The organism is Sorangium sp. So ce834 (assembly GCF_051521425.1).
Taxonomy (GTDB): domain Bacteria; phylum Myxococcota_A; class Polyangia; order Polyangiales; family Polyangiaceae; genus Sorangium; species Sorangium cellulosum_D.
The window spans coordinates 6,062,898-6,075,067 of record NZ_CP150351.1 but is presented as its reverse complement, the minus strand read 5'-3'; the positions used below and the strand labels follow the sequence as shown (position 1 = coordinate 6,075,067).

Sequence of the window (12,170 nt, the reverse complement as noted above, 5' to 3'; positions counted from 1 at the left end):
TCTCCCGCCGCTCTCCCGCCGCGCCTTTCCGCATTCCCGGCGGCGCGGCGCGTTTCCCGTTTGCTCGATGCGCGGCGCGTCTTCCCGTTCTTCCGGCGCGCAGCGCGTCGAGACGCGCCGCGCCGGACATGGTCTTCCGGAGGTCCTGCAATTCTTCTCACGTCGCTGCGCCGCGAGCTGGACTATGAGGGGGCGCGCGGGGTGACGTGGAAGCGCAACCTAGGAGCATCTTGATGGCGGTCGGCGCCGGCGCTGCGCTCGGCGCGGTCGCGCTCCTCGCGCGGTACGCCCCCGAGCTCGACGCGCTGCTGCTCATGCCGCCCGCTCCGCCCGGGCGCTCCGCGGCCCTGCCTGCCGCGCCGCGCGCCACGGAGGCCGCCGCGCCGGCCTCCCCGCCGTCGGCGTCCGGCGCGCCCGCTCGCCCGGGGGAGCCGGCGGCGTCCGCGGAAGGCTCGCCCCCCGAGCCGGCGCCGGTCCCCCGGGGCGCGCCGGCCGCCGCGACGCCGCCGGTCGACCGCTTCGCGGACGATCCGGCGGCGCGCGCCGCGTGTCCGGCCGACATGACCCTCGTGGAGGGCGATTTCTGCCCGTCCCTCCCGTATGTCTGCGCGCGCGCCGGCGACGGGATCGGCCACGGCTGCGCCGAGTACGCGCGCGGCGCGCGCTGCCGGGCGGCCGTGGACCCCCGGCGCTTCTGCATCGACCGCCACGAGTGGCCGAACCGGGTCGGCGAGCTCCCGCGCGTCTACGTCGACTGGCACGAGGCGAGGTCGCTCTGCGCCTCGATCGGCAAGCGGCTCTGCCGGCGCTCCGAGTGGATCCTCGCTTGCGAAGGACCGAAGCGCTTGCCCTATCCTTGGGGATTCGTGCGCACGCCGAGCCCCTGCAACATCGATCGCGCGGCGATCGCGTTCGACATCGGCGCGATGGTCGACGAGGAGACCCGCGAGGGCGAGATCGCGCGGCTGTGGCAGGCCGATCCGATCGGATCGCACCCCAACTGCATCAGCGCCTACGGGGCGTACGACCTCGCCGGCAACGTCGACGAGTGGACCGACAACCTCGCCGACGATCCGGGCACGTCGCGCCCGGCCACGCTCAACGGCGGCTACTGGGGCCCCGTGCGGAACACCTGCCGCCTCACGACGGGGGGGCACGGGCCGACCTTCAGGTTCTACCAGGCCGGCTTCCGTTGCTGCGCGGACACGATCGACGGCGTCGTCACGCCGCCGCCGCGGCCGTTCATCGAGCGCGACCGCGAGAAGGACGGCGTGTACGACTGACATGCGCGAGCGCCTCGCCTTCCTCGCCGCCCTCGCCGTCGCCGCCCTGGTGAGCGCGCTCCTCTTCGCCCCGCGCTTCCAGAGGCGGCCGGAGCCGCTCGACCTGTCGAGCGCGGCGCCGCCGGCCAGCGTCCCGCCGCCGGAGCCTGCGCCGCCCGCGCCCGCGCTCGCGCCCCCTCCGCCGCCGCCGCTGCCCGCGTACGTGCGCGTCAACCCGGCGAGCGCCACGGCGTGCCTCGGCGGGATGGTGCTCGTGGACGGCATCTACTGCCCCTACGTCGGCCACCACTGCGCCTCCTACATCGACGAGGAGAAGGACATCTGCGCGCGGTTCGAGCCCGAGGTCCTCTGCGAGGGGCGCCTCCAGCACCGGCGCTTCTGCATCGACGTCTTCGAGTACCCGAACATCGAGGGCGTCCGCCCGGCGGTGATGGTCAACTGGCTGGAGGCGAAGCGCGCCTGCGAGGTCGAGGGCAAGCGGCTCTGCTCCGGCGAGGAGTGGGAGTTCGCGTGCGAGGGCCCGCAGATGTGGCCCTATCCCTATGGAATCGCTCGGGATCCCGAGGCCTGCAACATCGACAGGAAGATCGCGATGCCCGTGCTCGAGGTGTTCGGCGACCCCTGGAAGATCTCGGCGGAGGTCGAGCGGCTCGACCGCCGGGTCGCGTCCGGGGAGATGCACCGGTGCGTGAGCCCCTTCGGCGTGCGCGACATGACCGGCAACGTCGACGAGTGGGTCAACAACGAGCTCGGCCACCTGGACGAGCAGCCGTTTCGATCGACGCTGAAGGGCGGGTACTGGGGGCCGATCCGCTCGCGATGCCGCCCGGTCACCTCGACGCACAACCGGTGGTTCCGCTTCTATCAGGTCGGGTTCCGCTGCTGCGCCGACGCGCTCGACGGGGGCAAGGCCGTGTCCCCCGCCGCGAAGACGGCCCGCATCCCGCGCCGCAGCACGATGGCCGATCCGGCCGGGCGGCAGGGGCCGTGAGCGATCGCGGGGCGCGCGCCGTCCGCCGCGGGGCGAGCGCCGTCCGCCGCGGGGCGAGCGCCGTCCGCCGCGGGGCGAGCGCCGTCGACTGCGCGCTCCGTCCGCCGTGGGGCGAGCGCCGTCCGCCGCGGGGCGAGCGCCGTCGACTGCGCGCTCCGTCCGCTGCGGGGCGAGCGCCGTCCGCAGCCCGCGATCTCGCGCGGCCGAGCCGCCCCGGACCGCCGCGGCGCCGCCGTGAACCTGGGCGGTCGAAGCGCTCCCCTTCCAACTGCGCGCCGCTTGGACTACGTTGTCGGCCGGTGCGAAAGTGGGCGGACCCGAGAGGGCTTCGCTCGTGCACCAGGGCCTATAGCTCAATCGGTCAGAGCCCCCGGCTCATAACCGGGCTGTTCCTGGTTCGAGTCCAGGTGGGCCCACGAAAGCCACGAAACAGAAGGAGACAAGGAAGCACGTGAGCATCCGCGAGCAGATCGCATTCCTCGAAGAGCTGTCGGCCATCGACAGCGATATCCGCCGCATCGATGAGCAGCTCGACAAGCAGCGCGGCAGCCTGGAAGGGATGCGGTCCGAGCTGAAGCGGCTAGAGGAGCGGCTGAAGGCCGATCGGGAGACCCTGGCGGTCATGGAGAAGACGCGCTCCGAGCTCGTCGTCGAGCTCCGCCAGATGTCGAGCCAGATCGAGCGATCGCGGGAGAAGCTGCAGCGCTCCCGCAACGAGCGCGAGTCGAACGCGGCGCAGCGTGAGATCGAGGAGCTGCGCAAGCTGCACCGCGACCGCGAGGAAGAGATCGAGCGCCTGAACGCCGCCTCCGAGGGCGCGCGCGGGGCGATCGAGCAGGCCGAGGCGAAGCGCGTCGAGCTCGCGGGGGCGATCGACGGCAGCGCGCCGGGGACGCAGGCGTCGCTCGCGGCGCTCGAGGCCGAGCGCGCCCAGCGGGCCGAGGCGCGCCAGCAGGTGGTCAGCAAGCTGCCGGTCGTCCTGTACCGTCGCTACGAGTCGATCCGCACGCGCAGGCCCGTCGCGATCGCCCGCACCTACGACGGCACGTGCCTCGGCTGCCACCTGTCCGTGCCGCCGATGATGTTCCAGAAGATGCGCCGCCAGGAGGAGTTCGAGCGCTGCCCGAACTGCAACCGGATCCTCTACTACATGCCGCCAGAGCCCGCGCCGGGCAGCTCGCCGGCCGCGGACCCCTCCCGCGCCTGACCCCGGGTGCGGCTTGAAGACCTGCTCCGCCTGCTTCAGGCTCTTCTCACAGGACAGCGGCTTCTGCCCGATCGACGGGCAGCGCCTCATCCCGGTCGCGCAGGCCTCGCCGCCGCGGCACCCGGACGACCGGCGCGTCGGCGCGACGCTCTGCGGCGGGCGCTATCAGGTCTGGCGCATCGTCGCGGACGGGGGCATGGGGCGCGTCTATCAGGCGCTCGATCTCCACGCTGGCCGCAGCGTCGCCCTGAAGATCCTCCACCCCGAAATCGCGCTCGACGAGGTGAGCGTCGAGCGCTTCCACCGCGAGTTCGAGGTCAGCGCGTCGCTGCCCCACGAGCACATCGTCGAGGTGCTCGCCTTCGAGAGGACCGAGGACGACAGCTTCGCGCTGGTGATGGAGTACCTCGAGGGCGAGGAGCTGCGGACGGTCCTGAAGCGCGACAAGGTGCTGCCCCCCGAGCGCCTCGTGCGGATGCTGTCGCAGGTGGCGCTGGGCCTCGTGGAGGCCCACGAGCGCAAGGTCGTGCACCGCGATCTCAAGCCGGACAACATCTTCCTCGTCGGCACGCACGACGGCGACCGGGTGAAGATCCTCGACTTCGGCAGCGTGCGCGACAACAGCGAGGGCGCGAAGAAGCTGACCGTCGTCGGCACGACGATCGGCTCGCCCTTCTACATGTCGCCCGAGCAGGCGCAGGGGCTGCTCGCGCTCGACCACCGCGCCGACGTCTGGTCGGTCGCGGCGATCGTGTTCGAGTGCGTCACGGGGCGGGTCCCGTTCCACGCGCCGACCGGCCCGATGATCCTCGTCGCCATCATGGGCAGCAACCCGCCGCCCCCGAGCGTGGCGGGCAAGGCGTACGGGGTGCCCGCGTCGCTCGATCCGGTGATGGAGGAGGCGTTCATGAAGAGCCCGGAGGCGCGCCTCCCGTCCGTCGGCCTGCTGGCCGATCGCGTCGGTCAGGCGTACGGCCTCGCGGGGTCTCACCGCGACTGGGCGCACATGCCGCAGAAGGAGCTCGCGGCCCGGATCCGCGCCGCGATGCCGGCCGTGCTGGCCCGCCACCCGCAAGGGGCCGCGAGCGCCGGCGCGCCGCTCGCCGGCGCTGCCGCTGCCGGCGCCGAGCGATCGCCCGTCGCCGCCGCGGTCGCCGCGCCGTCGACGGGCGCCGCCGACGCGTTCGCCGAGGATATCGTCATGGGGGTGCCCCAGCGCTTGCCGCGGTGGGTCGTCCCCGCGGTGGCCAGCGTGGCCGTGCTGCTCTGTGCGCTCGTCGCCCTGCTGATCTCGCGCTGAAATCGCGGCTGGAGACGTCTCCGATCGCGCGCCCATCGCAGCGCCGCGGCGCGTGAGGCTGTCGCGGTGCGTGAGGCTGTCGCAGCGCCGCGGTGCGTGAGGCCGTCGCAGCGCCGCGGCGCGTGAGGCCGTCGCAGCGCCTGCGCCCGTCCTCACGGGCTCGGGGGGCCCCCTGTTCGCGTGGAAGCCGCCGCTGTGTTATTTGTGTTGACCATGAGCACTCATCCTTCAACTCGGACCCGCAAGCCTCTCCCCGCCGCGATGTGCCTGATCGCTCTCTCCGGGCTCACCGTCGTCGGCTCGGGGTGTAGCCAGAGCGAAGCGGCGACCTCCCGCGGCGTCGCGGATGTGCCTGCGGCATCACCCCAGGGCGGAAAATCGAAGGTCGAGGATGCGGTCTACACCCTCGAGATGAAGCCGGCGGGGACGTACAAGGCCGGCCAGGAGGGGGTCGTCGAGGTCTCGCTCCTGTCGAAGGGCGACTACCACATCAACGACAAATACCCCATCAAGTTCAAGGTCACTGAGCCGGCCGCCGAGGGCGTCACCTACCCGAAGCCCTTGCTCAAGCGAGAAGACGGCGCGTTCGAGGAGAACAAGGGCGTCCTCAAGGTCCCGTTCGTCGCGGCCAAGAAGGGCAAGGCCAAGGTGGCGGGCGTGCTCTCCTTCAGCATCTGTAGCGCCGCGAACTGCCTGATGCAGAAGCAGGAGCTCGAGGCGGTCATCGACGTGCAGTAGGCACAACGGTAAACTCGGCCTCACGTGAATAACGACACCTCCGGTAGCCGGGGGGGCCAGCCCAGCGCGGTCGGCCCCAGCCAGACAGTTCAAGGCAGTGCGGCGGAGCGGGCTCGAAAGGCCCTCTCCGAGCTCGACGCCATCGCCACATCGATGGCCCGGCGCTTCAACGAAGAGCAGCGGGTCCTCTCCTTCCAGCAGTACCTGGAGCTGTTCGCTTCGAACCCGGTCCGCTTCGGGCGCGACGCGGCTCGCTACGTCCGCGACATGTTCGATCATTTCGGCACGCGGACGATCAAGAAGCCCTGGGGTGAGCTGACCCGCTTCCAGCTGTTCGATCTTCCGTGGGAGCTCCCTGCGGCCGGGGCGGCGCAGCAGGGCGCGACGTCGTCAGCCGCGTATCACGGGCGGGATTTCGCGCTGATCGGCCACGAGGAGCTCCAGGCCGAGGTCTACCGGGTGCTCTGCAACTTCGTGCGCGAGGGCAGGGCCAACCGGCTCATCCTGATGCACGGGCCGAACGGCTCGGCGAAGAGCACGCTCGCCGCCTGCATCCTGCGGGCGCTGGAGCACTACTCGACCCTCGACGAGGGCGCCCTGTACCGCTTCCACTGGGTCTTCCCGAGCCGCAAGACGACGCGCGGATCGATCGGCTTCGGCGGCGACGTGAAGGCGAGCGCCGCGGACGGCACGAGCTACGCCCACCTCGAGGACGATCAGATCGACGCGCGGCTCGTGATCGAGCTCCGGGACCACCCGCTGTTCCTGCTCCCGGTGCGCGAGCGGCGCGCGCTCATCCTGAAGCTCTACGAGGACGCCGGCGCGACGGAGCCGCCGCCCGAGTGGCTGATGAGCGGCAAGCTGTCCCACAAGAACCAGCAGGTCTTCGAGGCGCTCCTCGTGGCGAGCAACGGCTCGCTCGCCGAGACGCTGCGGCACGTCCAGGTCGAGCGGTACTTCATCTCGCGCCGCTACCGCGTCGGCGCCGTCACGATCGGCCCGGAGCTCTCGGTCGACGCCGGCGAGCGGCAGATCACGGCGGATCGCTCGCTCGCCTCGCTGCCGACCTCCCTCCAGGCGACGACGCTCTTCGAGGCGCACGGCGAGCTCATCGAGGCCGCCGGCGGCGTGCTCGAGTTCAGCGATCTCCTGAAGCGCCCGCTCGACGCCTTCCGCTACCTCCAGCTCACGCTGGAGACCGGCGAGGTCAGCCTGCCGCAGCAGACGGTGCAGACGAACGTCGTCATGGTCGGCAGCGCCAACGACGTGCACCTCAACGCGTTCCGGGAGCACCCGGAGTTCCCGAGCTTCCGCGGGCGCTTCGAGCTCCTGCGCGCGCCCTACCTCCGGAGCTACCTCGACGAGCAGACGATCTACGACGCGCAGATCGTCCCGTTCGTGACCCGCCACGTCGCCCCGCACGCGACGCGCGTCGCCGCGCAGTTCGCCGTGCTCACCCGCATGCGCCAGCCGGAGGCGAAGCGGTACCCCGACGCGCTCGCGCCGCTCGTGTCGAGCCTCACCGCGGTCGAGAAGATGGAGCTGTTCGCGACGGGCACGGCGCCGGAGCGGTTCGACGCCGAGGCGCAGAAGGTCCTGCGCGCGGGCATCGAGGCCATCTACCACGAGAGCGACGCGTCCGTGGACTTCGAGGGGCGGCTCGGCGTCTCGCCGCGCGAGGTGCGGACGCTCCTGCTCGACGCGGCGCAGAGCCCGGACCACGCGTGCCTCTCGCCGTTCGCCGTGCTCTCGGAGCTCGACGCGCTCTGCAAGCGGCAGGCGGAGTACGACTGGCTCAAGGAGAAGCAGCTCGCGGGCGGCTACCACGACCACCGGCTCTTCCGCGAGGTCGTGCGCACGCGCCTGCTCGACACGATCGAGGAGGAGATGCGGTCGGCGAGCGGCCTCGTCGACGAGACCCGCTACGCCGAGCTGTTCGATCGGTACATCTCCCACGTCGGCGTCTGGGTGAAGGGCGAGAAGATCCGGAACCCGCACACCGGCGACTTCGAGAACCCGGACGAGCGCATGATGCGCGAGGTGGAGGCGCTGCTCGGCGTCCGCACGAAGCACGACGACCACCGGCGCGGCCTGATCTCGGCGATCGCCGCGTGGGCCATCGACCACCCGGGCCAGAAGATCGTGAACGCGGTCGTGTTCCCGCAGCAGATCCGCAAGCTGCGGGAGGCGGTGTTCACGGAGCGGCGCAAGGGCGTGGCGCTGCTCGTGCGCGACCTCGTCGCGCTCCTCCGAGACGCGCAGGGCGACGGCAAGTCCGAGAAGGGCTGGGGCGAGCTGCGCGAGGAGGAGCGCAGGAACGCGACGCGCGCGCTGGAGCGGCTGCGCGGAATGGGCTACTGCGATCGCTGCGCGCTCGACGCCGCGAGCGCGCTGCTCCGCGCGCGCTTCGCGGAGCTCGTCACCTGAGCCGAAGCATGCTCATCGACTCGCACTGCCACGTCGATCCTCACCATTTCCGCGAGGGCGCGGACGCCGTCCTCGACCGCGCGCGCGCCGCCGGCGTCGACGCGTTCGTGGTCGTCGGCGTCGACGCGGATCTGTCCGCGGCGCGCTTCGCCGCGGATCTGGCGGCGCGGCGCGCCGACGTGCACGCCGCGGTCGGCGTCCACCCGCACGACGCCTCCGCCCTGGATGACAGGATGCTCGCGGAGCTCGAGGCGCTGGCGCGCCGCCCCGAGGTCGTGGCCGTCGGCGAGATCGGCCTCGACTACCACTACATGCACTCGCCGAAGGACACACAGCAGCGCGTCTTCGCCGACCTCGTCGGCCTCGCGCGGCGGGTGCAGAAGCCGATCGTCGTCCACACGCGCGAGGCGCCGGAGGACACGCTCGCGATCCTGGAGCGCGCGGGCGCGAGCGACGTGGGCGGCATCATCCACTGCTTCTCCGAGGATCGCGCGTTCGCCGAGCGGGCGCTCGCGCTCGACTTCGATCTCTCGTTCTCGGGCATCGTCACCTTCAAGAGCGCGCGCGCGATCCAGGAGGTCGCCGCGTGGGCTCCCGGGGACCGGATCCTGGTCGAGACCGACAGCCCCTACCTCGCGCCCGTGCCGTTCCGCGGCAAGCGGTGCGAGCCGGGGCACGTGCTGCACACGGCCCGCTTCGTCGCGGAGCTCCGGGGCGAGCCGTTCGAGGCGCTCGCCGCGCGCACCGCGGAGAACACCCGCCGGCGGCTGCGGCTCCCGAAGGGCGACGCGCCCGCCGCGCCCGCCGTCTGACACGCGCACGACGTCGGATACGAGCGCCGCGCTCCTTCCGCCGGTTCCGCCTCCGGGCTCGCCTCGTCTTCGTTTCGAGGCATAGTGACAGGACGATGCAGCGATCACGCGACGGCCGCCGGATCGCCTCCGCGTGGGCGCTCTCCGTCGCTGCACACGCCGGGCTCGTCGGGGCAGGCGCGGCGATCGTCGCGGGCTCGCTCTCGACGCAGGAGGTGACGGTCGCGCGCACCGCCGGCGCGCCGGCCGCGTTGAGCGCGCCGATCGAGATCGAGCTGCCGGTGGTCTCGGACGGCACGCTCGACGGCGCGCCGGCGGTCGCGCCCGACCTGCCCGCGAGCCTCGCGCGCGGCGGAGGCGAAGCCGCGGCGCGGCCGGACACGGGCCGGCGCGGCCGCGGCGGCACGGACGCGGCCGAGCTGCCCGCGCTCAACCTCGCGGACAGGGACGACGCGACCTTCCTGTCGCCCGAGGTCCGCTCGCGGCTCGACAGGAGCCAGATCCAGCGCATCCGCTCGTCGTCGCGCCGCGCGTCGCGCGAGGACTGGCGCGCCAGCCGGGAGCCCATGGAGCTCACGTTCCTCGCGGGCGGCCGCGTCGGCAGCCGGCCCGAGCGACGGGCCGCGGCCGAGCGCGATCCGTCGATCGGGGCGCGCGAGAGCGGCGCGCCCGAGCATCGGGGCAGCGCGCTCGGCGCCGCGGCGCGGCCGGCGGGCGCCGAGGGCGCGGCCGACGCGTCCGGCGCGACGCTGTCCCTCGGAGCGAGGCCGCGCGCGGCCGGCGGGGCCGTGGAGGGGGGCGAGCGCGCGTCCGCGGGGCTCGGCGTGCGCGACGGGCGGCCCGGCGCGGATCATCGCGACAGCGCGGCGGTCCCGCTGGCGCGGCCGATGGTCGCCACCGGCACGCCCTCGGTCCCCGCCGACGTCGCGGGGCGCCCGAACGACACGGTCGACAGCGAGCAGGAGGTGGCGACGGCGATCCAGTCGCTCGTCCATGCGAGCTCGGCCGGCGGCGCGCGCGGGCTCGGTCGGGGCGGAGAGGCGGGGCCGGGCGCGACCGGCTCGGGCGGCGTGGCGGGCAGCGGCGCGCGCTCCAGCGCGCTCGGCTCCGGGCGCGGCCGGCTGCTCGACGACGATCCGCTCGATCGCCGCCGCAGCCTCTACATGCGGCAGGTCATGGCCAAGCTGCACCCGCTCTGGGCCGAGGCGTTCCCCAAGTGGGCCGCGGGCGAGGGGCTCCAGGGGACCGTGATCGTGACGTTCGTGATCCGGGCGGACGGGACCGTGAGCAGCGCATCGGTGACGCGGCCGAGCGGCATCCCGGAGTTCGACGAGAATTGCCGGCGCGCGGTGCTGCGCGGCGCGCCGTACCCGCCGGTGCCCCCCGAGCTCGGCGAGAGCTTCCGGTGGTCGATGCCCTTCGAGGCCAGGAACCCCGCCGTCCTGCCGAAACACCCCGCGCGGCCGATGAACGATGAGCGATGAACGATGCGCGCCGCGACCCGAGCGCGTCGCCCGAACGCGTCGCCCGAGCGCGTCGACAGCGTCGCCCCGCGCAAGACATCGCTTGACAGGGTGGGGACGGGGCGGTACTAGTCCGCCCTCACTTTTGCCGAAGTAGCTCAGCTGGCTAGAGCAGGCGTTTCATACGCGCCGGGTCGGGGGTTCGATTCCCTCCTTCGGCACCAGAAATGGTGACAGTCGTCCGCTGGTATCCCTGAATCGGGTGCCAGCGCTTGCGACATGCTCCTCAAGGTCGGACGTGGACGAGGGTTCCTTCCTCGCCGCCGCTGTGCACGGCGTGCCAGCCGTCGGGGAGCTCCGGCTCGGCCCACAGGAAGATGCGCCGCGCGTCGATGGGCGTCAGCGCGATGTCGTGGAAGCCTTGCGCTTCGCCGACCCCGGCGCCCCAGTACATGCCGGTGATCGCGTGGCCCGGCGCGAAGTCCATCACCCACGGGGCGTCGGCGACGTCGAAGCTGTCGGCGACCTCGCGCGGATCGATGTTGCGCGTCACGTGCTTGCTCCTCACGCGGAAGGTGCCGCGCGCCGTCGACGCGCTCGACTCCGGGTCGCGGAGCCGATCGCGGCCCGAGGAGATCAGCGTGGCGTAGATCGGCTTCTGCCCCTCGTAGGCCGTCAGCGTCTGGTTGGCCAGGCTGACGTCGAGCCAGCGCTGCGAGCCCTTGGCGAACTCGGGGAACTTGGAGCGCCGCACGATGACGACGAGGTCCTGCGCGCGCAGCCAGAAGCCGTCGCGCGCCTCCTCGAAGCGCGTGCCGTCCACCGTCCTGAACTTGCCCGTGAGCGGCACGCCCGTGCGCCGCTCGAGCTCCTCGTCGTTGGGCGTCGCCTTGCCGCGGCCGATCGACCACGTGGTGACGTCGTGGCGATGCACGAACGCCACGGGCAGCCCGACCTCCTCGACGTCGAGGCCGTGCCACGGCGAGCCGAGCACGGCCTGCAGCCGATCGGTCGGGACGAGGCGGCCGTCCGGCGTCACGCCGAGCCTGCGGCCCTCGGCCTCTCCCGCCGTGAAGGTGCGCGTGATCGCGACCCCGCTGCCCTTGCGCAGCGCCGCCGTCTTCGTCGCGGCGCGCAGGTCGACGGGCGCGCCGTCCTTCGCGCCGAGCTCGATCCCGAGCGCGGCGAGGGGCGGGAGCGGCGCGATCGCGTCGGCGAGCGGGAACACGAAGTAGCCCGACTCGGTCCTCCGCCCGTCCTCGCCGACGCCGTGCCGCTGCGGCAGCAGCACCGGCGGCCCGGTGGCGACGCCGCGCTCGTCGAGCGGGACGTCGTTGGCCGACGCGCCGAGCTGCGCGTCGCTGCGCTGCGCGCGCTCGAGGTGGCGCTCGAGATCCGGCTCGGCGCGCCGCAGCTCCTCGCGGCTCGGCACCACGGAGTACGCCGGGGTGCCCTGCGTCCTCGCGCGCCCGTAGCGGTAGGGCAGGGGCCGCGACAGGTCGGGGGGCGCCGGCAGCACCGCGACCACCTCGGTGTGCAGCGTCGCGCCGTCGCCCGCGCACACGAAGCCGCGGGGGCGGATCGCGTACCACCCGCCGCTGCACCCCGCGCGCCCGTACGGCTCCGACGACCGCACCACGGCGGCGCCAGGATGGAGCTCGCCGAGCTTGCGCGCGCCCGCCTGCGGGCGCGCGAGCACGGGTGTCCCCGCGCGCAGGGCGACCAGCTTGGGCCCGTCCGCGGGCAGCGCGACGACCTCGGGCTCGTCGCCGTCGCCCGCTTCGTCCTTCGATAGCTCCACCGACGCGCCTCTCGCCTTGCAGCCGGACAGGGCAGCCAGCACCACGGCCAGGCTCGCGAGCCCGTCGAGGCGACGCGGCCTCTGGCCGCGCGCGGAGTGTCGCGCGCAGGGCGGCGGCGCCCCGGGGTCCGGGGGCGACACCGGCCGG

The 12,170-nt window shown here is 73.2% G+C and carries 9 protein-coding genes and 2 tRNA genes; 10 read left to right on the top strand and 1 reads right to left on the bottom strand.

Translation table 11 applies throughout. The features are described from left to right. Window positions 1-233: 233 nt before the first annotated feature. The 10 genes from WMF20_RS21940 (at window position 234) to WMF20_RS21895 (ending at window position 10,445) form a co-directional block, all read left to right on the top strand. A complete protein-coding gene (locus WMF20_RS21940) occupies window positions 234-1,283 on the top strand; it encodes a formylglycine-generating enzyme family protein (protein WP_437616501.1) in 1,050 nt (349 codons plus the stop codon). Between the two features lies 1 nt (window position 1,284). Further along, window positions 1,285-2,274, top strand: coding sequence for a formylglycine-generating enzyme family protein (locus tag WMF20_RS21935; RefSeq protein WP_129576193.1), 990 nt, complete (start codon window positions 1,285-1,287; stop codon window positions 2,272-2,274). A 342-nt stretch (window positions 2,275-2,616) separates the two neighbouring features. Further along, window positions 2,617-2,690: transfer RNA gene (locus tag WMF20_RS21930), tRNA-Ile, on the top strand. Between the two features lie 35 nt (window positions 2,691-2,725). Further along, window positions 2,726-3,481, top strand: a complete 756-nt coding sequence (locus WMF20_RS21925; RefSeq protein WP_129576192.1) for a zinc ribbon domain-containing protein — start codon at window positions 2,726-2,728, stop codon at window positions 3,479-3,481. A 13-nt stretch (window positions 3,482-3,494) separates the two neighbouring features. Then, complete coding sequence (locus tag WMF20_RS21920; protein ID WP_437616498.1) at window positions 3,495-4,781, top strand: serine/threonine-protein kinase; 1,287 nt, start codon at window positions 3,495-3,497, stop codon at window positions 4,779-4,781. 261 nt (window positions 4,782-5,042) lie between these two features. Next, the gene (locus WMF20_RS21915) at window positions 5,043-5,519 is read left to right on the top strand and encodes a hypothetical protein (protein WP_437616496.1); all 477 of its coding nucleotides are present in this window, start codon (window positions 5,043-5,045) and stop codon (window positions 5,517-5,519) included. A 153-nt stretch (window positions 5,520-5,672) separates the two neighbouring features. Continuing rightward, the gene (locus WMF20_RS21910) at window positions 5,673-7,946 is read left to right on the top strand and encodes a PrkA family serine protein kinase (RefSeq protein ID WP_129576189.1); all 2,274 of its coding nucleotides are present in this window, start codon (window positions 5,673-5,675) and stop codon (window positions 7,944-7,946) included. Window positions 7,947-7,954: 8 nt separating this feature from the next. After that, on the top strand, window positions 7,955-8,758 hold the full coding sequence (locus tag WMF20_RS21905) for a TatD family hydrolase (RefSeq protein WP_437616494.1): 804 nt from the start codon (window positions 7,955-7,957) through the stop codon (window positions 8,756-8,758). 95 nt (window positions 8,759-8,853) lie between these two features. Then, window positions 8,854-10,242, top strand: coding sequence for a TonB family protein (locus WMF20_RS21900; RefSeq protein ID WP_437616492.1), 1,389 nt, complete (start codon window positions 8,854-8,856; stop codon window positions 10,240-10,242). Between the two features lie 126 nt (window positions 10,243-10,368). Continuing rightward, a tRNA-Met gene (locus WMF20_RS21895) sits at window positions 10,369-10,445 on the top strand. Window positions 10,446-10,507: 62 nt separating this feature from the next. Here the strand turns inward: WMF20_RS21895 and WMF20_RS21890 are convergent. After that, on the bottom strand, window positions 10,508-12,022 hold the full coding sequence (locus WMF20_RS21890; protein ID WP_437616491.1) for a L,D-transpeptidase: 1,515 nt from the start codon (window positions 12,020-12,022) through the stop codon (window positions 10,508-10,510). Window positions 12,023-12,170 lie beyond the last annotated feature (148 nt).

Excerpts from the sequence above, each read along its gene's own strand:
- WMF20_RS21935 (WP_129576193.1), top strand. The coding sequence starts at position 1,285 with ATGCGCGAGCGCCTCGCCTTCCTCGCCGCCCTCGCCGTCGCCGCCCTG.
- WMF20_RS21915 (WP_437616496.1), top strand. The coding sequence starts at position 5,043 with ATGTGCCTGATCGCTCTCTCCGGGCTCACCGTCGTCGGCTCGGGGTGT.
- WMF20_RS21940 (WP_437616501.1), top strand. The coding sequence starts at position 234 with ATGGCGGTCGGCGCCGGCGCTGCGCTCGGCGCGGTCGCGCTCCTCGCG.
- WMF20_RS21900 (WP_437616492.1), top strand. The coding sequence starts at position 8,854 with ATGCAGCGATCACGCGACGGCCGCCGGATCGCCTCCGCGTGGGCGCTC.
- WMF20_RS21905 (WP_437616494.1), top strand. The coding sequence starts at position 7,955 with ATGCTCATCGACTCGCACTGCCACGTCGATCCTCACCATTTCCGCGAG.
- WMF20_RS21910 (WP_129576189.1), top strand. The coding sequence starts at position 5,673 with ATGGCCCGGCGCTTCAACGAAGAGCAGCGGGTCCTCTCCTTCCAGCAG.